26 protein-coding genes are annotated in these 22,436 nt (G+C 49.5%); 11 read left to right on the plus strand and 15 right to left on the minus strand.

The features are described 5' to 3' along the window. Nucleotides 1-165 precede the first annotated feature (165 nt). Nucleotides 166-804 carry a PAQR family membrane homeostasis protein TrhA gene (gene trhA / locus THEAE_RS0100445; protein ID WP_005586431.1) on the plus strand — a complete coding sequence of 213 codons (639 nt, stop codon included), beginning with the start codon at nt 166-168 and terminating at the stop codon, nt 802-804. 234 nt (nt 805-1,038) lie between these two features. Here the strand turns inward: trhA and THEAE_RS0100450 are convergent, their stop codons facing one another. Beyond that, nucleotides 1,039-1,284 (minus strand): SHOCT domain-containing protein, encoded by a 246-nt coding sequence (locus THEAE_RS0100450; protein ID WP_005586432.1) that lies wholly within the window; start codon nt 1,282-1,284, stop codon nt 1,039-1,041. Further along, entirely contained in the window at nt 1,284-1,541 is a 258-nt protein-coding gene (locus THEAE_RS0100455; RefSeq protein ID WP_028986188.1) for a hypothetical protein, read from the minus strand. The genes THEAE_RS0100450 and THEAE_RS0100455 overlap by 1 nt, the downstream gene beginning before the upstream one ends. Nucleotides 1,542-1,738: 197 nt before the next feature. Between THEAE_RS0100455 and THEAE_RS0100460 the strand changes: the two genes are divergently transcribed. Further along, nucleotides 1,739-2,446, plus strand: a complete 708-nt coding sequence (locus tag THEAE_RS0100460; protein ID WP_005586433.1) for a response regulator transcription factor — start codon at nt 1,739-1,741, stop codon at nt 2,444-2,446. Further along, nucleotides 2,424-3,812 (plus strand): sensor histidine kinase, encoded by a 1,389-nt coding sequence (locus tag THEAE_RS0100465; protein ID WP_028986189.1) that lies wholly within the window; start codon nt 2,424-2,426, stop codon nt 3,810-3,812. The genes THEAE_RS0100460 and THEAE_RS0100465 overlap by 23 nt, the downstream gene beginning before the upstream one ends. A 27-nt stretch (nt 3,813-3,839) precedes the next feature. Here THEAE_RS0100465 and THEAE_RS0100470 read toward each other — a convergent pair whose 3' ends face one another. Further along, a complete protein-coding gene (locus tag THEAE_RS0100470; protein ID WP_039944156.1) occupies nt 3,840-4,355 on the minus strand; it encodes a nucleotidyltransferase domain-containing protein in 516 nt (171 codons plus the stop codon). Between the two features lie 75 nt (nt 4,356-4,430). After that, entirely contained in the window at nt 4,431-5,201 is a 771-nt protein-coding gene (locus THEAE_RS19520; protein WP_052329649.1) for a ZIP family metal transporter, read from the minus strand. Between the two features lie 177 nt (nt 5,202-5,378). Here THEAE_RS19520 and THEAE_RS0100480 point away from each other — a divergent pair, with 177 nt between their 5' ends. From THEAE_RS0100480 to THEAE_RS0100505, 6 genes are all read left to right on the plus strand, one after another. Continuing rightward, entirely contained in the window at nt 5,379-5,885 is a 507-nt protein-coding gene (locus tag THEAE_RS0100480; protein ID WP_052330177.1) for a hypothetical protein, read from the plus strand. A 4-nt stretch (nt 5,886-5,889) separates the two neighbouring features. Continuing rightward, nucleotides 5,890-7,698, plus strand: coding sequence for a hypothetical protein (locus tag THEAE_RS0100485; RefSeq protein WP_028986192.1), 1,809 nt, complete (start codon nt 5,890-5,892; stop codon nt 7,696-7,698). 187 nt (nt 7,699-7,885) lie between these two features. Beyond that, nucleotides 7,886-9,283 (plus strand): MATE family efflux transporter, encoded by a 1,398-nt coding sequence (locus THEAE_RS0100490; protein ID WP_039944605.1) that lies wholly within the window; start codon nt 7,886-7,888, stop codon nt 9,281-9,283. Nucleotides 9,284-9,457: 174 nt separating this feature from the next. Next, the gene (locus tag THEAE_RS0100495) at nt 9,458-10,807 is read left to right on the plus strand and encodes a CoA-disulfide reductase (protein ID WP_005586446.1); all 1,350 of its coding nucleotides are present in this window, start codon (nt 9,458-9,460) and stop codon (nt 10,805-10,807) included. Between the two features lie 255 nt (nt 10,808-11,062). Next, the gene (locus THEAE_RS0100500) at nt 11,063-11,800 is read left to right on the plus strand and encodes an ABC transporter ATP-binding protein (RefSeq protein ID WP_169729940.1); all 738 of its coding nucleotides are present in this window, start codon (nt 11,063-11,065) and stop codon (nt 11,798-11,800) included. Continuing rightward, the gene (locus THEAE_RS0100505; RefSeq protein WP_005586448.1) at nt 11,797-12,555 is read left to right on the plus strand and encodes an ABC transporter permease; all 759 of its coding nucleotides are present in this window, start codon (nt 11,797-11,799) and stop codon (nt 12,553-12,555) included. The genes THEAE_RS0100500 and THEAE_RS0100505 overlap by 4 nt, the downstream gene beginning before the upstream one ends. On the opposite strand, the gene THEAE_RS0100510 is transcribed toward THEAE_RS0100505, so the two are convergent. Beyond that, nucleotides 12,552-13,454: a LysR family transcriptional regulator gene (locus THEAE_RS0100510; RefSeq protein WP_028986194.1), complete on the minus strand. Its 903-nt coding sequence runs from the start codon at nt 13,452-13,454 to the stop codon at nt 12,552-12,554. The genes THEAE_RS0100505 and THEAE_RS0100510 overlap by 4 nt on opposite strands. Nucleotides 13,455-13,732: 278 nt before the next feature. Here THEAE_RS0100510 and THEAE_RS0100515 point away from each other — a divergent pair, with 278 nt between their 5' ends. Then, nucleotides 13,733-15,097, plus strand: a complete 1,365-nt coding sequence (locus THEAE_RS0100515; protein WP_005586450.1) for an alanine/glycine:cation symporter family protein — start codon at nt 13,733-13,735, stop codon at nt 15,095-15,097. Between the two features lie 112 nt (nt 15,098-15,209). Here the strand turns inward: THEAE_RS0100515 and THEAE_RS0100520 are convergent, their stop codons facing one another. The 6 genes from THEAE_RS0100520 to THEAE_RS0100550 all read right to left on the minus strand — a co-directional run bounded on the left by THEAE_RS0100520 (nt 15,210) and on the right by THEAE_RS0100550 (nt 18,935). Further along, complete coding sequence (locus THEAE_RS0100520; protein ID WP_005586452.1) at nt 15,210-15,752, minus strand: cysteine hydrolase family protein; 543 nt, start codon at nt 15,750-15,752, stop codon at nt 15,210-15,212. A 135-nt stretch (nt 15,753-15,887) separates the two neighbouring features. Further along, entirely contained in the window at nt 15,888-16,343 is a 456-nt protein-coding gene (locus THEAE_RS19525; protein WP_005586454.1) for an ArsR/SmtB family transcription factor, read from the minus strand. Next, nucleotides 16,315-16,788 carry an arsenate reductase (thioredoxin) gene (gene arsC, locus THEAE_RS0100530; RefSeq protein ID WP_005586456.1) on the minus strand — a complete coding sequence of 158 codons (474 nt, stop codon included), beginning with the start codon at nt 16,786-16,788 and terminating at the stop codon, nt 16,315-16,317. Before arsC ends, THEAE_RS19525 begins: the two co-directional genes overlap by 29 nt. Nucleotides 16,789-16,966: 178 nt before the next feature. Further along, a complete protein-coding gene (gene arsB, locus THEAE_RS0100535; RefSeq protein ID WP_005586458.1) occupies nt 16,967-18,043 on the minus strand; it encodes an ACR3 family arsenite efflux transporter in 1,077 nt (358 codons plus the stop codon). 239 nt (nt 18,044-18,282) lie between these two features. After that, on the minus strand, nt 18,283-18,618 hold the full coding sequence (locus THEAE_RS0100545; RefSeq protein WP_005586460.1) for a spore coat protein: 336 nt from the start codon (nt 18,616-18,618) through the stop codon (nt 18,283-18,285). Nucleotides 18,619-18,632: 14 nt separating this feature from the next. Continuing rightward, nucleotides 18,633-18,935 carry a hypothetical protein gene (locus tag THEAE_RS0100550; protein ID WP_052329651.1) on the minus strand — a complete coding sequence of 101 codons (303 nt, stop codon included), beginning with the start codon at nt 18,933-18,935 and terminating at the stop codon, nt 18,633-18,635. A 190-nt stretch (nt 18,936-19,125) separates the two neighbouring features. On the opposite strand from THEAE_RS0100550, the gene nikR reads away from it, so the two are divergent. Next, entirely contained in the window at nt 19,126-19,542 is a 417-nt protein-coding gene (gene nikR / locus THEAE_RS0100560; RefSeq protein WP_005586462.1) for a nickel-responsive transcriptional regulator NikR, read from the plus strand. Here nikR and THEAE_RS0100565 read toward each other — a convergent pair. The 4 genes from THEAE_RS0100565 to THEAE_RS0100580 all read right to left on the minus strand — a co-directional run bounded on the left by THEAE_RS0100565 (nt 19,539) and on the right by THEAE_RS0100580 (nt 22,211). Then, nucleotides 19,539-20,381, minus strand: coding sequence for an energy-coupling factor ABC transporter ATP-binding protein (locus THEAE_RS0100565; RefSeq protein WP_005586463.1), 843 nt, complete (start codon nt 20,379-20,381; stop codon nt 19,539-19,541). The genes nikR and THEAE_RS0100565 overlap by 4 nt on opposite strands. 106 nt (nt 20,382-20,487) lie before the next feature. Continuing rightward, on the minus strand, nt 20,488-21,246 hold the full coding sequence (locus THEAE_RS0100570) for an energy-coupling factor transporter transmembrane component T family protein (protein ID WP_005586464.1): 759 nt from the start codon (nt 21,244-21,246) through the stop codon (nt 20,488-20,490). Between the two features lie 24 nt (nt 21,247-21,270). Then, a complete protein-coding gene (locus THEAE_RS0100575) occupies nt 21,271-21,549 on the minus strand; it encodes a PDGLE domain-containing protein (protein WP_005586465.1) in 279 nt (92 codons plus the stop codon). Next, a complete protein-coding gene (locus THEAE_RS0100580; RefSeq protein ID WP_005586466.1) occupies nt 21,546-22,211 on the minus strand; it encodes an energy-coupling factor ABC transporter permease in 666 nt (221 codons plus the stop codon). Before THEAE_RS0100580 ends, THEAE_RS0100575 begins: the two co-directional genes overlap by 4 nt. Nucleotides 22,212-22,436: the final 225 nt, after the last annotated feature.

The raw sequence follows: 22,436 nt of genomic DNA on the forward strand, positions 1-22,436 counted from the left end.
TCATAATCATATGGTTGCTTCATAGGGGAGTGAATGGATTTTCCCCGAATGAGAATGAATAATTTACTCTTCTAAAAAACATGGGAGATCGTGAGGAAAAAGTATATACTAGAAAACATAGGGATTACCATTCTTTAAAAAAGCCTGAAGAAAGGGGGCTTGGAGGTGGCCAACACCCATACCTATTCTTTGAAAGAGGAGATTGCAAACGCCATTACCCACGGAATCGGCGTACTGCTAAGCATCGCCGCCTTAGTCCTCTTAATCGTTTATGCCAGTATGAATGGAACGCCCATGCATATTGTCACCTTTGCCATCTATGGAGCGACGATGCTCCTGCTCTACCTGAACTCCACCATTCTCCACAGTCTGCCGCATGGGAAGGCAAAAAACCTCTTTGAGATTTTTGACCATTCCTCCATTTATCTCTTTATCGCAGGGACATACACCCCGATCGTCCTTACCGTGATAAAAGGGGCTGTGGGATGGTGGCTCTTCGGGATTGTCTGGGGATTCGCCATCTTTGGTGTGGCATTTAAAGCCTTCTTTGTGAAACGTTTTTTGTACACATCCACCCTTGTCTATGTGTTGATGGGATGGATCATCGTTTTCGCCTGGGACTCCCTGGTCCGGAATCTCTCACCATCCGGAGTGGTCCTTCTGGTGATGGGAGGAGTTCTCTACTCTTTGGGGGCCATCTTCTATGTATGGCGAGGATTTCCCTTCCATCATGCCGTTTGGCACCTCTTCGTCCTGGCAGGTTCCGCCTTCCATTTCTTCGCGATTCTCTTTTTGGTACTCTGAGCTTCCTTCCCGCTAAAGGGATCACCTCTCCCCACTTGATTTGGCCTCCTGCGGCTTGCGCCGTAAAGATGGCGCCGGGGAATTGCCGCGTGGAGGAATATTCACCATCTGTTAAAAAGAACAAAAAAATCCTGTCTTGGGCGACAGGATTTTTATGGCCTGCATTCTCTCCGGTTCAGGCAGGGTAGCGCATGTTATGCCACCCCGCTGTAAGCCACTCCTATTCGAGTGCCTTTATTTGTTCTTCAGCTTCTCTTTCATCCGTTCAAACTCCTCATCGGTAATCTCCCCACGGGCATAACGTTCCCGAAGAATGGAAAGCGCCTGATCTTCGCCAGGATTTTCATTTCTAGGAGCTGGTGGATACGGATTCCGGCGTGTTGCGGTGATGAGGAGATAGATACCGACGCCGATGAGGATGAGCCAGAGGATCCACCCCCACCCCATGCCGAATCCTCCATACCAGCCGTGCATGCCCATCAGAGGCTACCTCCATTTCCGCTATTCCCAAAATTTACAGATCCCTTTTGCATAAAACCATTAGGCCCGTGGCAATCATTATACATCTCGTTTAATTGATCCGTTGACCAATTGGGATGCATCTGCTTCATGAAGGGAAGCATCTGGTCGAAGTTAAGGTTCCAGGGAGCAGTGGGATTATTTCCTTGGGCGAAAGCCACGGTGCCAATTCCCAAAAGCCCCACCACAATGAGTGCGATTGCCAATGTTTTTTTCATCGTTTCATCTCTCCTTTCGTTTTACACATTTAGAGTATCAGGAAGAAATGAAGATCCTATGTAGGAGATATAAAGAAGTTATGAAGAATTACGGGGGGAGAAACGTTCGCCTCCTATTTGTGGTATATTCAGGGAAGGGAACTTCATTTGAAATCGGCTGTTCCCGTTAGGATCGTGAAAAGAGAGGGAATCTTCTTATGAAAATTTGTGTGATTGATGATGAGCCCCTCATTGTAGAGGTACTGAAAGCTTATCTAGAACGGGAAGGGTATGAGGTGTGTTCCGCCTTAAATGGACGGGAGGGACTCTCTCTGATCGAGAAGGAGATCCCCGATTTCCTCATCCTGGATCTCATGCTGCCGGATTTGTCCGGAGAAGAGATCTGCCGCATTGTACGAGAGAAATCGGAGATCCCCATCCTGATGCTGACCGCCAAAACGGCGGAAGAGGAACGTATTCAAGGACTTCTCCTCGGTGCGGATGATTACGTAACCAAACCTTTCAGTCCACGGGAGGTGGTGGTCCGGGTTCAGACCATCCTGCGCCGGTTTCACAAAGGGGAAGTTCCCCGGGATCTCCTTTCCTTTGAACAAGGAATCCTTACGATCGATGATCACAAGAAAGAGGTAAAGGTAGAGGGGAAGGAAATCTCCCTTACGCCGATCGAGTATAAGCTTCTCACCGGGATGGCTCGACATCCTGGGCGGGTATTTAGCCGGATGGATCTATTGGCCTTGGTCGAGGTGGACCCGTATGAAGGGTATGAGCGGAACATCGATGTTCATATTAAGAATCTTCGCAAGAAGGTGGAGAAGGATCCCAGGCGTCCCCGGTTCATTATAACGGTTTTTGGAATGGGATATAAGTTTGGAGGGAAGCCGGATGTTCCGCACGCTGCACAGTAGGCTTCTCCTCGCCTTTCTCATCGTCTCTGTAAGCGGTGTGGTGATTCTAACCCTGATCATCCAGATCGGCGTGAGGAACAGTTTCAATCAATATTTGGATGTTCGCCGCGAGGAGCAGATGAATCGCATGGTAGAGATTTTGGAGGGGGAGTATCGGCAAAAAGGGGAGATTACCGGCGAAGCAATCGGCAGTCTTCTTCACCAGCAAGGAATGACGGAAGGACTCTTTTACCAAATCTATGATGAGAAGGGCCGTCTCCTCGCCGATTCCACCCGTATGATGGAGATGATGGGAATGATGGGAAAGATGGGAGGAGTGGGGAGAACGGAAACGACCGGGGCTACCGCTACGATCCCCCTGGCGGTAGAGGGGAAGCCGATCGGAAAACTGGTGGTTTATCAGGTGGGAGGAAATGTTGAGAGTCAGACGATCTTTCTTCACTCGTTTTACCAATCCCTTTTCCTCTCCGCCCTGGTCATGCTTATCGTCTCTTTTCTTCTGAGTTGGCTCTTTTCCAAAGAGCTTACATCAGGCCTTCGTCGTCTGGGAGAGGCGGTCCGGGAACTAAAAGGGCATAACTATGCGGTGGAACTAACAGGGAAAGGTACACCCCAGGAGATGCAGGACCTTATCTTATCCTTTAATGAATTGGTTCACTCCCTCAATCGGCAAGAGAGGTTGAGAAAAGAGTTTACCAATGATCTCGCCCATGAGTTAAGGACCCCCTTATCGACCCTTCGCTCCCAGATTGAGGCGTTTCGGGATGGGGTGTGGGAGCCGACACCGGAGCGTCTCGCCGAGACCCATGGGGAGCTGATGCGCTTGGTACGGTTGGTGAACGAGATGGAACAGCTTCTCATGGCGGAAAATCCCAATCTCCCGCTGAGAAAGGAAAAGATAGATCTCCATCATTTCCTATCTCAACTTGTCGCACAAATAAGTCCCCTGTTTCAGGAAAAGGGGGTTTCGTTTCATTACGAGAGCCCGGGAAAAGGGGTTTCCATCTGGGCGGACCGGGATCGCCTCATGCAGATCATGATGAATCTCATCAATAATGCGTTGAAATATACCCCTCCGGAGGGAAAAGTAACGCTTATCCTGAGGAAAAAGGAGGATGAAGCGGAAATTGAGGTGAAGGATACCGGCGTAGGGATCTCTGAAGAGGATCTTCCCCATATCTTTGAACGCTTCTATCGGGGAGATAAATCGCGGGATCGGCGCACAGGAGGAATCGGGATCGGTCTTTCTATCGTGAAGGCCCTGGTTGTCGCGCATAAGGGGCGCATCGAGGTAAAGAGCAAGCCAGGGAAAGGGAGCCGCTTTATCCTTTCTTTTCCCTCTATCTCTTATCATGAAAATCGGTGAATAAAGCTTTATTTACCACCTCTTTTTTCATAAGGGGACACCACCTAGGAACCGTGAGAATTGCCATTCCCATGAATTGTTGCGGAGGATCTTCTTCGCTCCCATTTTCTCTAGCAGATTCTTTGTAGAGGTAAGGATGCGTTGAATCAGCCCTTCCGGATCATGCAGGATGATACAATGATCCACCATGTCGGGATAGATCGCTTGGAAGGTTAGCGCTTCCTCTTGGGTCAAAATGATGGGGGATAAATCGCATATCATTTCTTCCCGTTCATAAAGCTCCTGCGCGACCGATTCATGCTTCATTTCAATTTGGGTGATAAATTCATTCAGTCGCTCTCTTCTGCCTGGTCCCTTTTTCAAAAGGATGAGCAAATCAAAATCAGAATTAAGTCGATTTTCCTTTCGTGCATAGGATCCGAAGACGGCTAAACCGATCAAATTCTCTTTATAATGGTTCACAATACTTTCTACGACCCGAGTCAGATAAGTTTTATGAAGAGAAGAAAAGGTACGCAATTGGCTTATTTTTTGTTCCAACATCACCTCACCCCATTTCATTTTTATTATAATCAACTCGTTGTCGAAAAGAAAATCATAACCCGCGTTTGGGCGGCTTCACGAGCCATGATGGGGAGCGGGAAAGAGATGGAGAAGGGCTAAGAAAAAATAGGCGAGGATTCCCCCGACCAAAAGGGTGATGATCCCCAGCCCTTTTCGTTTTTCTCTTTCCCATAAGGGGAGAAAGATTTCGGCGTAGGTGACATAAAGGATCGTGCCGATGGAGAAGCCGAGGAGGAGACTGACTGATCCGGGGACGGCATGCCCGAAAAGAGAGCCTGCGTAGGCACCCAGTCCGATCGGGATGGCGACGAGGGTAGAAATAAGAAAAAAAGCGAATACGCCGATTTCCGCCAGGACGAGGGGGATCCCGAGGGCGATTCCTTCCGGAACGTTATGCAACATCAGGGTGATGGATAAACCGTGGGCTAAAGAAGGGGAGTGGGTAAGGGTGGAGCCTAAAGCGATGCCGCTGGGGAAATTGTGAAATCCTATGGCGATAGCAAGGAGAAACCCCGACTTCATGAAAGCATCCCATTTCTTAGAATGGGTAGGGAGATGGAAGTGATGGGAGAAGGATTCCAGCCAAAAGGCAAAAAGGGCCCCTAAGGCAAACCCGATGATTGTCATCCCGAATCCTCCTAAAGCGAGACTCTCAGGGAGGATCTGGGAGAAGACGATCGTATACAAAGCTCCCACCGTCATAAAGACGAGGAGGTGAAGAATTTCCTGTTCAAATCTCCCCAGTGAATAAGCCAAGATGCCCCCCATATTCATCCCGACCCATCCCAGAAAGAATCCATATCCGACTACGGTCCATACCTCCACGAGGATCCCCCCATTCTTCAAAAATATATGAAAGGGGTGGACAGGATATGCGGAGGTTGGGCTGAAACCTTTTTCCGGACCCGGAAATGATGCAAAGATTGACTTTGCTGTAAAAATGATGGTAACATGGAAAGGGTAAGATCAATCGGTTTTTTAAACATGGAAGAGGGGATGAAAATGAAGGCCTACAATATCATCTTTCCCGTTTGGTTTATATGGCTTCTGCCGCCGGTAGTGCTGATCGCCCTTACAGGCAATTTCATCATAGACAGCCTGGTTATTCTGATCGCCTTTCGTATCTTTAAAGTTACGGAGTTGACTCATCTATCTTTAAAAGAGTTATATACGAAATCGATTTTGCAGGTCTGGGGTTTCGGTTTTTTGGCGGACTTCATCGGAGTTCTCCTTCTTATTGCGGTCTCTTTTCTCCCCATTCCGAATCCGGTTGCTGGAGCGGTTTTTTTTAATCCATTTACGAATTTATTGGGCTTCCTCATCATTTTGGCGGGAATCGGTTTGGCCTCCTTTTTTATTTACCTTTTCAATTTTCATTTCACCTTTAAAAAGATCATAGAGGAAAAAGCGCTGCGGGGCAAAGTATCCCTAACCCTGGCGATGGTCACCGCGCCGTGGACCTTTTTGCTGCCGACCCAATGGTATTACCAATGGTTTAATTGGGGGTGAGGAGATGAAGCCTAAAGTTATTCTCTCTCTTATCATGATCCTCTTGTTGGCATTTCTGTTACCCGGCTGTTTTGGAGGACGACAATCCCCGCTTCAGCAGGCGAATCCTCCCTCTCCCGTTACGGAGGAAACGGCAACGAGAACCATAGAGATTACCGACCCGGAGGAAATCGAATATCTCTGGTCTCATTACCTATATGACGGAATCTCCACGGTACTCAATGGCGAGTTCGACGACCCCGTCGAGATGAAAGATCAAGGTTATTTGGTTCATTTTGCGCTGGTCCGGCTGGTGAAGGATGGGGATGTTCCATCGAACCCGTCCGATGCACAGGACACGAGAGAAATTGAGATTCCCTCGGGTAGGCAAGTGGAGCAAAAAATAAAAGAATATTTCAATATTGATGTCCCCGTAGATCCGGAGAAACTGATCAAGCAGAGCTATATCTTGTCTGATGATGGCCGGATGATGAAGATTCCCACGGAAGAGGTGGGGTATGAGGAAAAGCCGTGGGGATTCTCCATAGACAAGATCCTCTATGACCCGGCAAAAGGGGAGTATCGGGTGGCGATGGATCATATCGCCAATCTGAAAACGGGCAGGGTCGATTATACCATCCAAGTCACCCTGAAAGAGAGGGGAAAAAGGGATCTCTATTATGGGAGTGTAAAACGGGAGTACAAGGAAGAGAAGGTGGTGGAGCTCCTGGGAGAATATACTCCCCTTCGCGCGGAAGACTTTGGCGCTGAGGTGGTGGAGAATGTCACCCCACTATCCATCTATGGATTCGATGTCGGCAGGAACCTGCTCCTCATCGCTTCGTCCGACCGTATGGATACCGTCACGCTCTATCATCCTGAGAGCCATCGGATGGAGCGGCGTCTTGAATTTCCGATATCTTCGGGAAGTCTGTTCCGGGGAATCCGGAAGTTACCCGATCGGTTGATCTTCAAGATGAACGATTCCTTCTTCGTCACCGATCTCAATTTAACGAGGATGGGCGAAGCGGCCACGAAGCTTCCCGATTCGGTGAGAAAGGTCTTGGCAAATCCCGAATATCTATCGGAATACGATGTAAGTCAAGATTTAAAAAAGATCGTTTATACGGATCGAAGCGGATTATATCTCCATGATCTGGAGAGCGGGAAGACGACAAAGCTTTCTTCCCACATCCTGGTAAAAAGTACACTTTTGGACACCTCCTATATTCGGACTCCTTATTTTAGCAAGGATGATCAGATGATTATTGCCAAACTTTCCGGTTATGAAGAGGATTACGGTCTATTGGTGCTTCCCCTCGACCAACCCGCGAAGAGATACATCGAGCGAAAGATCAGCCGTTTTGAAAGCATGGATGAAACCAATGTGATGTTCCCCATCCCTTCGATCGAGTATATTGATGCCGAAGAGATGCCCGATGGCGAAAAGGCGGAGGGAAGACGTACTTTTGCCATCCGGATGGTGGATTTAAATACAAAGGATCCTTCTTCCGCCGTAGAAACATCGGTGGCGCGGAAAGTAGATTTTCAGGATGAATGGAACCAGCAGCCTTGGAATCTCAACACCGAGGGAATTCCCCGTTATAATGGCAAGTATATGGCTTACGTGGCTGCCGAACATGAGGAGGGAATCGTTTATCCCGATGAGAGGGTCTATCATCTTGTCCGGATCAACCTGGAGACGATGAAGGCGGAGACGGTCTTATCGGTCAAGGCAGGATTCCCTTCCATCCGTGCCCTCACCGGAGACGGACGCATTCTATTCTCTTATGCATTTGAGCGGGAGCAGGGACTTGCCATCACAGGCAAATAGGATCAAGGAAAGGATCAGGAAGGGACTTGATATGGGGCGGAAACCGATTTTACCTATTCACCATTTAGATGCATGAATCCTTCTTTCATCTACTCATCATTATGTATTTCTGATATAGTAGTAGAGTTGAACAGAGACCTGATTGGATGATCGGGGATTTCTTGGTGAAAAGGGATGGGGTGTACCGGTGAAAGAAAGTGGAATGAAGAGCGGGAAATTATCCCTCTTTTCTCTTACTTGGCCTTTATTTATAGAAACCCTCTTCGGGATGCTGATAGGAAGCACCGATACGTTCATGCTTTCCTCCCTCTCCGATGAAGCGGTGGCGGCGGTGGGCGTGGCGAACCAACTGATCAACTTTACGCTGCTTCTTTTTAGCGTTATCGCCACCGGGACTTCCGTGGTGATCGCCCAATACTTGGGGGCAGGAAAACCGGGAGAGGCGGGTAGAGTAGCCGCTATCTCCATTACCCTAAATTTCTTCATCGGGCTTTTGGTGAGCGGATCCGTGGTGCTGGGACGGGGCGGATTTCTGGGACTCTTTCAATTAAGCGAAACCGTTCATGCGTATGGGGATGTATACCTCCTCTGGGTGGGAGCTACCCTCTTTACTCAATCCCTTCTTGTGACCGCCTCTTCCATATTACGAGCTCACGGATTTACGCGGGATGCCATGCTGGTCTCCCTCTTCATGAATCTCGTTCATATTTTCGGCAACTCCACCGTGATTTACGGTCTTTTTGGTATGCCCAAACTAGGCGTCTTTGGGGTGGCGCTTTCCACGGGGATGAGCCGAACATTGGCGATGCTCCTCATCTTTTATCTCATGTTTCGCCGCCTTCCCTATTCGTTTACGATCAAAGATCTCCTCTCCATCGATGGGCGGCTGCTGAAGCAGATCCTCCACGTGGGGCTTCCCAGCGCAGGGGAACAGATCTCCTACAATACGAGCCAGATGGTGATTACAGGGATGATCGCCCTTCTCGGGACCGCCGCCCTCTCCACCCGCATCTACGCATGGACCATCATGTCCTTTATTTTCCTGGTTGGGATTTCCATTGGACAGGGGACGCAGATTTTGATCGGACATTTGGTGGGAGCGGGAGAGTTTAACCGGGCGTATAAACAACTTCTCAGGAGCTTACGGATCAGTTTCTTCGTAACCCTCGCCGTGGCAGGATTGGTCGCCTATTTTCGTTTGCCCCTCCTTGATCTTTTCACCGATGATCCTGTGATCCTAGGCATGGGCGGGGTTCTCCTTCTCCTCACCCTCATCCTAGAACCGGGCCGAACCTTTAATCTGGTGGTCATCAGTTCACTTAGGGCGGCGGGTGATGCACAATTTCCGGTCATGATGGGCATTTTATCCATGTGGGGGGTGAGCGTCACTCTCTCCTATCTTTTGGGGATTTACTTCGGCTTGGGACTTGTGGGATTCTGGATTGCATTCATGGCGGATGAATGGCTTCGGGGAATCATCATGTATTTCCGCTGGCGGAGTCGGATTTGGGAAAGAAAGTCTCTCATTGCGAAAATGGAACCGGAATACGGTTCCTCCTCCGTTCCGTTGGAGAAACCGCAGTAAACGTGGGGCGAATCCGATCCTGGATCACTGAGAGAAGGCAAAAATCGATTAAAAGAGGAAAATGAACGGTCGGTACGCAAGACCGTCGGAATGGGCAAAACCATTTGTATTCTTCATATACCTCGGGTAGTATATAAGTATATAAGGAGAATACAATTGAGGGGGGTTGGAAAGATGGGTAAGCGCTTCATCATCATCGGTGGGGATGCGGCGGGCATGAGTGCCGCAACGCAGATCCGCCGTCTTAAGCCGGATGCGGAGATTCTCGCATTCGAGAAGGGGAGTACCTTATCCTATGCGCAATGCGGGCTCCCTTACTATATCGCCGGCGTGGTGCCGGAGGCGAAAGACTTGGTGGCCCGCACACCGGAACAATTTCGGGAGAAGTATGGGATCCAAGTTTTTATCCGCCATGAAGTGATCAAGATTGATGCTGATGAACGGCGCGTGACGGTAAGGGCCCTTGATGAGGGTTCGGAAGAAAAATTCTCCTATGATACTCTGCTGATCGCCACAGGGGGGCATGCTATTTTTCCCAACTGGGAGGGGCGGGAACTGAATGGGGTTTTCCCTCTGAAGGACATCGAAGACTCCTATCGGATTAAAAAATGGCTTCAGGCAGAGATGGTGGAAAAAGTGGTGATCATCGGGGGAGGTTATATCGGTCTGGAGATGGCGGAGGCTTTTCACCTGCTGAAGAAAGAGGTGACCGTCTTGGACCTGGCACCCCAGCTGGCAGGCACCTTCGATCCGGAGATGGCTCTGCTCGCCAAAGAAGAACTGGAACGAAACGGAATCAAAGTAGCCCTGGAAGAAGAGGTAACCTCATTCAGGGGGGAACGTGGACGCGTCATCGGGGTGGAGACGAAGAGGGGATTTTATCCGGCCGATCTCGTCCTCGTGGCCATCGGGATCCTACCCAATAGCGAATTGGCGAAGGAGGCGGGGATCGAGCTCGGAATCAAAGGGGCGATCCGGGTCAATGAGCGGATGGAGACGAGCATGCCCGGCATCTATGCGGCCGGAGATTGCGCGACACAATACCATCGGATTAAAGAGCAGGAGGACTATATTCCGCTAGGGACGACTGCAAATAAGCAAGGGAGGGTTGCGGGAACCAACATGGGCGGTGGAGAGGCCCGTTTCGCCGGGGTGGTGGGGTCAGCCATTATGAAGGTTTTGGACATGGCGATGGGACGTACCGGGTTATCGGAGAAAGAGGCGAAAGGGTTGGGCATTCCCTATGAGATCGTCTCCATTCGTTCCCGGGATCACGCCCATTATTACCCGCATGCAGAACGCCTTCATCTGAAACTCCTTTACCATCGGGAGAATCGGAAGCTCCTGGGAGCCCAAGTCGTAGGCAGGCACGGGGTGGATAAGCGGATCGATGTCCTGGCGACGGCGTTATACCATGGGATGACCATTGACCAGCTTCAGGAGTTAGACCTCTCTTACGCTCCTCCTTTTAACTCCGTTTGGGATCCGGTACAACAAGCCTCTACAGTGGCGCGAAAGATTTAACGCCGGTACGTTCGAATGAGACGTTCTGTATATGTTATTTTAGCGAACGAATCCTCTTCCTTTTTGTGGAGGGGATTTTTTTTAGGATTGATCTTTTATTCGATGGGGGTAAACAATAGGATTTAGAGCTGCAAAAGTGTTAACAAGGTGAACCAAGATCATGAGATAGGTCAAAAATGAAAAGAACTTGTTGCGGAAGATGTGTTATCCTTAAAATGATTAGAAAAAGAATGCAAGAGACCGAGGCGAATAATGGTGGGATTCTTATCTTTACATCACATCTGGAAAAGAAATCGGAAGAAGGAAGCCATCCTCAAAGGGATTACGGGAGAAATTCAGGAAGGGAGTTTCATTGCTCTCATCGGCCCATCCGGGGCGGGGAAAAGCACGCTCCTCATGCTTCTCAATCGCATGCAGGATCCGGACGAAGGAGAGATCGTCTATAAAGGGAAACCCCTCCCGGAATGGGATATCCTCGTCTTGCGTAGGGAGATCGGCATGGTCTTTCAAAAAGCAACGATGCTGGAAGGGACGGTGGCGGAGAATATTAGGCTGGGATTCTCCCTAAGGGGGGAAGAGATGGATGATTCCCGCATCGCGGCATGTCTCGAGGAGGTGGGACTGGATGGGAAAATGGCGGAACGGGATGCCCGAACGCTATCCGGGGGAGAAATGCAGCGGGTTGCCTTAGCCCGCTCTTTGGCGGTAAACCCAATCCTCCTCCTCCTCGATGAAGTGACCTCTGCGCTGGATCCCCATTCCGTGCAGGCGGTGGAGTCTACCCTCCTTCGTCTCCATCGGGAAAAAGGAAAGACGATCGTGATGATTACCCATAATATCGAACAAGCGAGGAGGCTCTCTTCGGAGGTTTGGCATTTATCCGGGGGTGAACTGATTGAAACCGGAAAAAACCCTGAGATTTTCCTTCATCCGAAAGATGAGAGAACGAAGGACTTCCTCTCCCGGGGAAAAGAGGAGGAGATGGTTCGATGAGTCCTCTATCGTTAAGCCTAACCCTTGCTTTTGTACTGGTGACGATGCTCCTCTCATATAGACACCACCTGCGGTTGGAAAAGGATATTTTCATTGGAACGGTCCGAACCGCCGTTCAGCTTATCGCCGTGGGATACCTCCTCCACTTCATCTTCCTAGAAGGCTCCTGGTGGGGGATGGGGGGGATGCTCCTCGTCATGATTACGGTAGCCACGTTGAATGCAGCAAAAAAGGGTAAGGGGATTCCTGGGGTAAAACGGAGGATCGCCCTCGCCATCTCTGCCGCAGAAGGGGTGGCGATGCTCCTCATGCTGGGACTCCATATCATCCCCCCCGAAGCCCGCTATATCATACCCATCAGCGGGATGATCATTGGGAACAGCATGGTGGTATCGGGCCTTTACCTTAACCGGATGCGTGCAGAAGCGAAGGCGAGGGAAGAAGAGATGAAGGTAATCCTCGCCCTGGGAGGTACCAGCCGAAAGGCTTATGAACGCACATTGCAGAATTCGGTGAAGGCAGCCATGATGCCAAGCATTGATGGGATGAAAACGGTGGGATTGGTCCAACTGCCCGGGATGATGACGGGCATGATCGTCGCAGGGGCAAACCCCGTCGATGCGGTCTTGTACCAGATCTTAATTATGTATGCCATCTCCGGGTCGGCGGCGGTAACGGCCACCATCATGGGTCTACTCTCCCATTCCCTTCTCTTTAACGAACATCACCAATTGAAAGAGATGGGCGAGGGTTAACAAAACCGCCGTTCATTGGAATGAAAGAATTGCAGAATCTGGTCCAAATTAGATGGCTTTCTATCTTTACGGGGATAGATGAAAGAAACCTTCCAGGAAAATGTAACTCCCTTTATAGGAATGTTTGCGAGCTTACCGGTCTGCAATTCCTTCTTTACCATCGGATACGGGAGAAAAGCCATCCCTTGTCCGGATATCACAAGGGATTTTACCGCCTCAAAAGAGCTTAATTCCATCAGTACATGAAGGTCATAGGGATTTACCCCTTGCGCCATGAGGGCTTCTTCCAACATCTTTCTTGAACAGCAACCCTGTTCCGGAAAGACCAGGGGCAAGAATGTGAGGTCTTCTGGTAGGAGATTTTTACTGAAGAGATCATTTTGTCCACGAGATGTGACAAGTACAAAGGGGGCGGTGAGGATTTCCTCCACCGTCAGATCAGGGTGACGGAGGCTTCCCTGAATCATCCCGGCATGGACGATCCCACCGGCTACCGCGTCTAGGATCTCGTCAGAATCCATAACAGAGGTCACGATACGAACATTAGGAAGTCTCTCTCTTAAGTGGTAGAGGCTGCAAGGGAGGATATGTTCAGCAATGAGCGGGCAAACGCCTAAGCGAAAACTCGTTGAGGCTCCATTGCCCATCGCCCTGATCTCTGCTTCTACATTTTTCGTTAAATCAAGGACCTGTTTTGCATATTGATGGAACACTTTTCCCTGTGGGGTTAAAACAACTCCTTGACTGCTCCGGTCTAATAACGTAATATTAAGTTCCTTTTCAATGCTTTGGATCTGCATGCTGACCGCAGGTTGGCTTAAGTGAAGGATTCGGGAAGCACGGCTTATACTTCCGGTAAGTCCGACGGTGTAGAAAGCTCGTAATGCTTCAAGATTCATCACGTCACCCCCGATACGTTTCCTTATTTCTATCATACGTAAATTTACCTTCCTAAAGCGTTACAATCTTTATACATTTTCGCGGAATCCCTCACCGAATAACCACAGAAACTTCGTTTATTTTTCTCAATTCGTAAGGGAAAGGGGATCATCTGCTTCTGTGTTTGGAAGGAGATCTCTTAGATTTTTTAAAGATTAACTCTTTCATTTTTAGAGAATTATTGTATAATTTAATCATTGCAGAAATTATAATTTTATCATGGAGGTGTGCTGTCAAGATGATGGATATCATTAACAGGGTGAATGATGTACTTTGGGGACCTCCTCTTTTAATCCTATTGGTAGGGACAGGATTATTTTTGACGCTTCGCCTCGGATTTCTTCAGTTTCATCAATTGCCCTATGCTTTAAAACTGGCTTTTACGAAACATCAGGATCATAAGTCGGATGGGGACATCTCCCATTTCCAATCGTTAATGACCGCCCTTTCCGCCACCATCGGAACCGGGAATATTGCCGGCGTAGCTACCGCCGTCGTTTCCGGGGGACCGGGTGCGGTGTTTTGGATGTGGATAACGGCTTTGGTGGGGATGGCTACAAAATATAGTGAGGCCATTCTTGCGGTGAAATATCGGATTACAGATGATAAAGGGGAGAAGGCGGGGGGGCCGATGTACTACATAGAGAAGGGCCTGGGTTGGAAGTGGATGGCGGTCCTGTTTGCCCTCTTTGCAACCGTGGCCTCCTTTGGAATTGGAAATATAGTCCAGTCCAACTCGGTAGCCGATTCCATCCAACAAAGCTTTGGAGTCCCCATGTGGGTCTCCGGCATCATTTTGGCCTTCTTTACCGCGTTGGTCATTTTGGGAGGAATTAAGTCGATCGGAAGGGTAACCGCCTATCTGGTTCCCTTTATGGCGCTCTTCTACGTGGTGGGAGGTTTCATCATCATTCTCTATAATGTGGATAAGATCGTCCCAGCGTTTTCCCTCATCTTTTCCGATGCGTTCACAGGCCAGGCCATGGCGGGAGGGGCGATCGGGACGGTGATTCGATACGGAGTCGCCCGTGGCGTCTTCTCCAATGAGGCAGGATTAGGATCGGCTCCCATCGCCGCTGCTGCCGCAAAGACCGACCATCCAGGAAGGCAGGCTTTGGTCTCAATGACCGGGACTTTCCTTGATACCATCGTCGTCTGTACGATCACCGGGGTTACATTGGTGATCGGTGGACTTTATACCGGTGATTTAAAAGGTGCCGCTCTCACTACGGAGACCTTTAACCAGCTCTTTCCCCTTCTTCCCGGGGTGGGAGGTTGGATCGTAACGATTGGTCTTATCTTGTTCGCCTATTCCACCATCCTAGGCTGGTCTTATTATGGAGAGAAAAGTTATGAATACCTCTTCGGGACCAAGACCATTGGACTTTACCGCTGGGTTTTTGTCATCGTCGTATTTATCGGTACGTTAGGAAAAAGCGATTTGGTTTGGGGATTGGCCGATGTTTTTAACGGATTGATGGCCATTCCTAACCTGATTGCCCTCCTTCTCCTCTCCGGCGTCATTGTAACGGAGACCCGCAAATTTAGGGAGCTGATTCGGGAGGAGAGAAGGGTGAGCCCTCCTGTTCAGAGCAAGGCATAAGGATGGAAAAACAATAGTAGAAATTTTTTAGATAAGAAAGAGGGGACCGGCTGAGAAGTTGGTCCCCTGTTTGCATTGAGAAAGTTCCCTTTGATCCTTTTGGGTAGATCTTTTAGTCCACGATTTCCGTGTGAAAGTTCGCCTTCATCTGTTCCAGCGCGCTTTCCCCTTTATCTGTAAAGGTGGCTACTCCTTTTCGATGAACGACCGTCTTAAAACCTTCAGCATCAGCCCCTGCCACCGTGAGATAATCGCAGATATCGGTGGCTACGCCTACGACATGGACCGTATCCACGCCCATCCGGCGTAGGAGGTCTCCCAGACCTGTCTTATAGAAGGCATTGTAATTCGATTTTGGGATGTAATGAACCTGATCCCGATCCTTCCTTTTCTCATACCAATCGTTCAATTCGCCATAGAGTTCCTGCCCTTTGGTTCCTACCACATTATGAACAGGCCAACGTTCAAAGTGAGGGTCATTTGGCTCATGGGCATCCATGGCAATCACCACATGTCCTCCTTCTTCCAAAAAACGATCGGCTAAGGCAATGATATAGGGAACGATTTCCTGGGCCGGTTTGCCTACGGTTAACCCACCGTCGTCGGCGACGAAATCATAGCTCATGTCTACGATAATCAGCGCTTCATTCTTCATAACAACACTCCCTCTTTCCCAATTCTTATTCTCCATTCTATCACGCAACCCTTTCCCGTGTAACCATGTTTATGCATACGGTAAGAGGGCACTTCGTGGTTCATCCGGAGGGATAGAAGGTGATCCGTCCCTTTTTCAGTCGATCGCCTTAAGCGAAACATCGATGAGATCGGCTTTTTTATTTCCGATATGGCAGCCTTCCCGCTTCTCCTCGGCCAACAGATGGCTCAGGTTAGGGAGTGATTCGATGATCAGACGGAGGACTTTTTCCTCTTCCTTCGGTTGACGGAGAGAATAGTGAACCCATTGACCCACTTTCCTTTCCCGTACCAAATTGGCCAGCTTTAGCTTACGAAGGTGTTGTGAGATGGCAGGCTGGGAGACATGGAGAAGCTCCGTCAATTCACAGACGCAAAGTTCCCTTACCTTTAGCAAGGCGAAAATGGTTAACCTCGTCTTATCTCCCAGGAGTTTAAGGAGAGAAGCGATTTCCTCCAGTTCCTCCTTCGCGTTGATTGCGTGGGCGGAAGGGGATTGCAAGGAGAACCCTTCATGAACTCCATTAAGAGATGCCATTTTCGACTGCGGCATTTCCCATCCCTTCTTTCCATTCCTTTCTCGCTTTTTGGATCAGTTCATAGACCAGATGATCGATCTGATCCCGAACCTGGCGGAAGACGACCGTGATCTCCTCCTCTGTTCCGGAGGCTTTTGCAGGGTCGGGAAGGGGCCAATGCAGCCGCCTTACGTGTGGAGGGGTGTAGGGGCAGCGCTCCTCGGCGTCGCCGCAAAGGGTGACGGCATAGAAAGAGTGATTGAGAATCTCCGGATCGATGAGATCGGAGGTCTGCTCACTGATGTCGATGCCGATCTCTTTCATGGCGGTCACCGCCCGGGGGTTTACGCCATGGGCTTCGATGCCTGCACTGTAGATCTGGAAATCTTCTCCCCCGTATTTCTTGCCGAAGCCTTCCGCCATTTGGCTGCGGCAGGAGTTGCCGGTGCAGATGAAATAGAGAATCGGTTTTTCATACATGGCTGTTTCCATCCTTTCTTTTCTTTATTTCGTTTCATGCCCGTTATTCGTCTTTAACGCATCAGGTTCGCTTGTTTTCTTTCATAACGGGCACGCATTTCTTACGTTTTTCATAAAAAGATTGCTTCATATCCAGGAGGTCCGGTTCGCGTGCCGCTTGCGCAGATCACTTCTACGGTTAAAGCCGTGGAACTTCAATCCCCCTGTCGAGGGAACTTCCCCAGCGTCTATGGAGGAAAAAGGCCACATGGACGAGCCCGATCATGACCGGCACTTCCACCAGGGGGCCGATCACGGCGGCAAAGGCGGCTCCCGAGTTCATTCCGAAGATTCCCACGGCTACCGCAATGGCCAATTCAAAGTTATTGCTGGCTGCCGTAAAGGATAAGGAGGTGGTGATCGAATCCTTCGTTCCCATCATCTTATTGATGAAGAAAGAGAGCAAGAACATGAGGACGAAGTAGAGAAGAAGCGGGATCGCGATCCGGATCACGTCGAGGGGAAGTTTCACTAAATTCTCCCCCTTTAGGGAAAACATGATCACGATGGTGAAGAGAAGGGCGATGAGGGTAAGAGGACTAATGTTCGGAAGGAAAATCGTTTGATACCATTCTTCCCCTTTCCGGCGAATGAGCAAAAAGCGGGTGACGATCCCTGCGAGGAAGGGGATGCCCAAATAGATGAAGACGCTTTGCGCCACTTCCCCCATGGTGATGGGCACGAAAACCCCTTGAAGGCCGATCCAGGAGGGGAAGAGGGTGAGGAAGAGATAGGCGTAAATGGAATAGAAGAAGACCTGGAAGAGAGAGTTAAAGGCCACCAGCCCTGCCGCATATTCCCGATTCCCTTTGGCCAGATCGTTCCAGACAATCACCATGGCAATGCAGCGGGCCAGCCCGATCAGGATGAGGCCGGTCATATACTCCGGTTTATCCCGGAGAAAGAGGAGAGCCAGGAAAAACATGAGAAGGGGACCAATGACCCAGTTCTGCGCCAGGGAGAGGGCTAAGACTTTCTTATCCCGGAATACCTCCCCCAATTTCTCATACCGGACTTTGGCCAGCGGGGGATACATCATGAGGATGAGGCCTATGGCGAGGGGGATGGAAGTGGTCCCGACCTGGAACTTTTCCAGTACGACTGGAAGATGGGGAAAGAGGTAACCAAGGACGACGCCGAACCCCATCGCCAGGAAGATCCAGAGGGTGAGGTAACGGTCCAAGAAGGATAAGTTTCGGCTGACCTTTACTTTCAAGAGCGAGATCCCCTTTCTTTAATGCTTTATTATATAATCATATGCTAATATAATAATTGAATTGGGAGTCATTTGCAATCGTCAACGTCAATGAAATGATTATTAACGAAGTTTTTGAAATGGATGAAGATCGATTCCCCGAGATTGGGCTTGCATTTGAGAAGGCTCACAAAATAAGGGACAACCTCCGATCCGAAGGCTTCGATCGAAGGTTGCCCCATTCTTCCGGCCCCCGCTTCTTAATGATAGGGGAACTGGGAAGAGTATTGGCTAAATTGTTGATGTGCCTGTTGTAGGTGCTGATCCTCTTCCGCTTCCAGCGTGTACCATCCTTTTTGAAACATGAGGTTATAGAAATCCCGAGCACTCTGGTGGGTTTCGGTCAAGATTTGCATGAAGTCTTGGTGAAGCTGATCATGGCTCGCTTCTCTGACGGCGTCGTTCAGGCTATCTGTCAAGTATTTGCAGGTGCTTAAGGCATCATTCAGGTAGTCCCGGTCATTCATCTCCGGCCCTTTTACCTGGGGAACTCCGGTCGAGGGATTGGCGATTTGGTTCTTCATGGGGTTCGGCATCTTTTCACTCCCTTTTACTGCATGGTTTGAGTTTGTGGTATGTTGGCCATGGCCGACTGATTATTGACCGTAAGATGGGTCAGGAGTTTTTGGTAATGGCGTTGGTGCATCTGCCCTGCCTTGTCCAGTGCCTGCTTCACCTGGGGATCCGTTGCTTCCTGGGCGAAATGATGCATCTTCTTGAAGGCGATGAGCATCCAGGAAAGGGCATCTTTAATGTATAGGGCATCTTTGGTGGTAATCACTCTGGGCGGGTTGGGGATGGGGGCAGTTTGGATCGAAGGCGCCTCGGTCGGCGGCTTTTGCTGTGTCTGCATGGAATCGCTCCTTTTCCAATGGGATGATTTCTCCTTTTTTATCCTTTGCAACGGTGATGAGATTATGCATCATAAAAGGGGAATGGAATCTTTAAGATGGGTTTACCGCCTTTTTTTAAGAAATGATATATTTAGATAACGGATGGGATGATAATGTTTTTGAACATACTTGAAAAAAAGAGGGATCCAGATGGCTGATTCGGTATTGCGTCGTTTTGGTGTGTCGATGGATGAAGAGCTTTTACGAAAGTTCGATGAACTGATCAAGAAGAGAAAGTATGAAAATCGCTCGGAGGCCGTCCGGGATCTGGTCCGGGATGCCCTGGTGCGCCAGTCCTGGGAAGAGGAAGAGGCGATCGTGGCAGGCAGTATTTTACTTTTTTACCGCCATCAACATGGCGATCTTCTAGAAGAATTAACCGAGTTGCAGCATGATGCCCATGAGATGATTTTAGCGACGACCCATTTTCATCTGGACCATGATAACTGTCTTGAGATCATCGTGGTGAGAGGGAGAGCGAAAGAGATTCGTGCTTTAAGCGACCGGATGATCTCCTTAAAAGGGGTTGACTATGGGAAATTTACCGTCGCACCCATCGGAGATTAAAGAGAACGCAGATAACCTCTTGCTTCTTCAACACGGATGGGCATCTCCTCCGGGTCTCCCCGCCAGATCTCCCTCATTAAGTCCGCCACGGGGGGAAGATGAAGGGAGGCCTGTTCCAGCAGGTGGGGCATGGTAAAGAGCTTACGGGGACTCATCTGTCCCAGGGAGCTTCCCTGATGGAGGATGATCACTTCCTCGGCCCAGTCGGCCACCAGCTGCATGTCATGGGTGGTGATAATCACATTTTTTCCTCTCTGATGGAGTTCCTCCATGATCGCTTGCACCCGCTCCTTCCCTTTAGGATCGAGGAAGGCCATCGGTTCGTCCAAGAGGATCGTAGGGGGATCGACAGCCAGCAGCCCGGCCAGCGCCACTTGCTTTTTTTGGCCAAAGCTTAATTCATGGGGACTTCTTTCCGCTAACGGTTCAATCTGGAGAATTTCCATGGCTTCCCTTGCCCTTTCTTTCGCCTCCTCGTAGGAATAACCGAACTGAAGCGGTCCAAAAAGGAGATCCTCCCAAACGGTTAGGGAGACAATTTGATCGTCGGGATCTTGAAAGAGGACCCCCACCTCTTTGACGAGTTCTTTTTCCCTCCCCTTCACCTCTCGTCCTCGATAGAAGAGACTTCCCTCCTGTACGCGGAAGAGGCCATTCATATGGAAGAGTGTGGTTGATTTTCCGGAACCGTTCGCCCCAATGATCGCTGTCTTTACATGCTCACGAATGGTAAAGGTGAGTTCTTTCAAGGCAAGGGGAGCTTTTGGGGAATAACGGTAAGAAAGGTTTTTAAATTGAAATAAGGGGGTAGGCGATGTTTTGGGGGATTGGTTGGACACAAGTTTCCCTCCTCTTTTTATTTTCCTCGAGGTTAAATGATTGAGAAAACGAGGGTACTTTTCCCCTCCGTTGTCATATTCTTCGTTTGAAGCAGGGTTCGGGTCATCACTTGATGTGATGGGCAACCAAAGAACTTTTGTCTAAAAGGAGCAGTAAAAGGAGGAGCAAAAGAAGGAGTCCTGCTCGTATTCTTTCTTGCAGGCTGCTTTTCGGGAAAGGCTCTCCTTCCCATTTGCCTGCGTAACCTCGGGAGAGAAGCCCTAAATAGATCCGCTCTGAACGGGAAAATGCCCTCAGCAGGAGGCTGCCTAAAAGGCGTGAGAGCGTCCGATAGTTTTTTGGAGAAAACCACCTCTTTCCTTGATACCCTCTGCTTTTAATCCCCGTCATCATCGTTGCCGCCTCATGGGCGAATACCTCCATAAAGCGAAGGGTGAAAAAGATGAGCTGGATCAGAATGGGAGAGAGAGATAAGCTCTTTAAGGCGTGAAGGAAGCGGGGTAAAGGCAATCGGTGAAAAAGGAGGGTAAGCATCTGCATGACGAAGAGAAGCCGGCCTGAGTAGAGGGCCGCCTTCTCTATCCCTGTCATGAAACTTCTCTCATAGATGGGGAAAAAGAGAAAAACAAAAAGAAAGAAGAATCCAAGCACCCGAAGGCGAGAAAGAAGAAGGGCAGTCGGGACCTGATCCCATAAAAGAAGCATCCCCCCCAATAGGAGGAAAAGAAAGAGAGTCCCAAGGTGTGCGGTTAACACACCCAGGACCATGGCGATCAAAAGGGTGAAGACTTTTAACGGAGGATGTTCGATAAAAAGGGGTCGCTCGTACGAGATCTCTTTCATCATCATTTTGCCCCTCACCATGATGTCACTCCCCATCATCTCCGATCAAGAATGGGGCTTTTTGCGAAGAAAAAAACCTAAAAGGAGGAAGAGTCCAAACGTTAGGAGTACGCCGATCATTCCGGCCAATCCTGTGGAAATCCAGGCAGGCACTCCCGGAACGGTGTAATCGGGGAAAAGGGAGGAAAAAAAGGAAGTAGCTCCTTTTATAAATCCTGTCTCTTCCCCCGCTTTCTCAAATCCGTCGGGGTAAGAAGAGGCGAAATAGGAGAGGAAACCGGCAATTCCCAATGAGAGAAGCAGCCAAATCCAGATTTTTTTCATGAATGACCCACCTCGCTTTCTTTCCCCGCATCGATCCGCAGCTTCTGGGGAAGCAATTGTAAGGAGGATCTTGAGGCGAAGGGGAGGATTACCGCCGTGATGATTCCTTCTCCGATGCCGATCAAGCTATGCCAGAGAAGAAGGGAAGAAAAGGCCACACCGTAAGAGACTACTCCTGAGAGCCCTAAAGCGAAAGCGGCCATCAATGCCGCCGCCACGACAGAGGTCCAGGCGGAAATAAAGGCCCTCACCGAGGTAGGCAGAGAGATTCGTTCAAGGAGGCGGTAGATTCCGAGGCTAACTGCAGGAGCAATGACGGCCATGTCGAGGAGGTTAAGCCCCAGGGCTGTTATTCCTCCATCCTGAAAGAAGAGAGCTTGGATCGTCACCACCGTGGTCATGATCAAGGTGGCCGGCCAGAAGCCGAATAAGATGGCGGCAAGGGTTCCGCCCAAAAGATGCCCGGAGGCGGCAGCCCCAAGAAGAGGAAAATTAATCATTTGAGCTGCAAATAGGAAGGCGGCCATGACACCCATGGTCGGAATCATGGGTGGCTCCAGCTTCTTTTTTGCCCATCTGAATCCATATCCGACGACGGTTGCGCTGATCAGAGCGGAACCGGCTAACACGGCAGGAGAGAGAATACCATCCGGGATGTGCATGGGAAAACCTCCGATCCGATTATTTTAACATGTCATTCCATTCATGAGTTTCTGCTATCATCTTATCACGGTAACACGAAATTTAAAATACGTAACACGAAATTCTTCCTTTTTGTCTTTATAACGACATAAACCGCCCTGCTTAAAACGATAAACACCGTGATGGTGTTAGAAACACGCGGATATCTCCAAACCCTGAAATCAGGTATAATGGAATGGGTTGGA

It is taken from the genome of Thermicanus aegyptius DSM 12793 (assembly GCF_000510645.1).
Taxonomy (GTDB): domain Bacteria; phylum Bacillota; class Bacilli; order Thermicanales; family Thermicanaceae; genus Thermicanus; species Thermicanus aegyptius.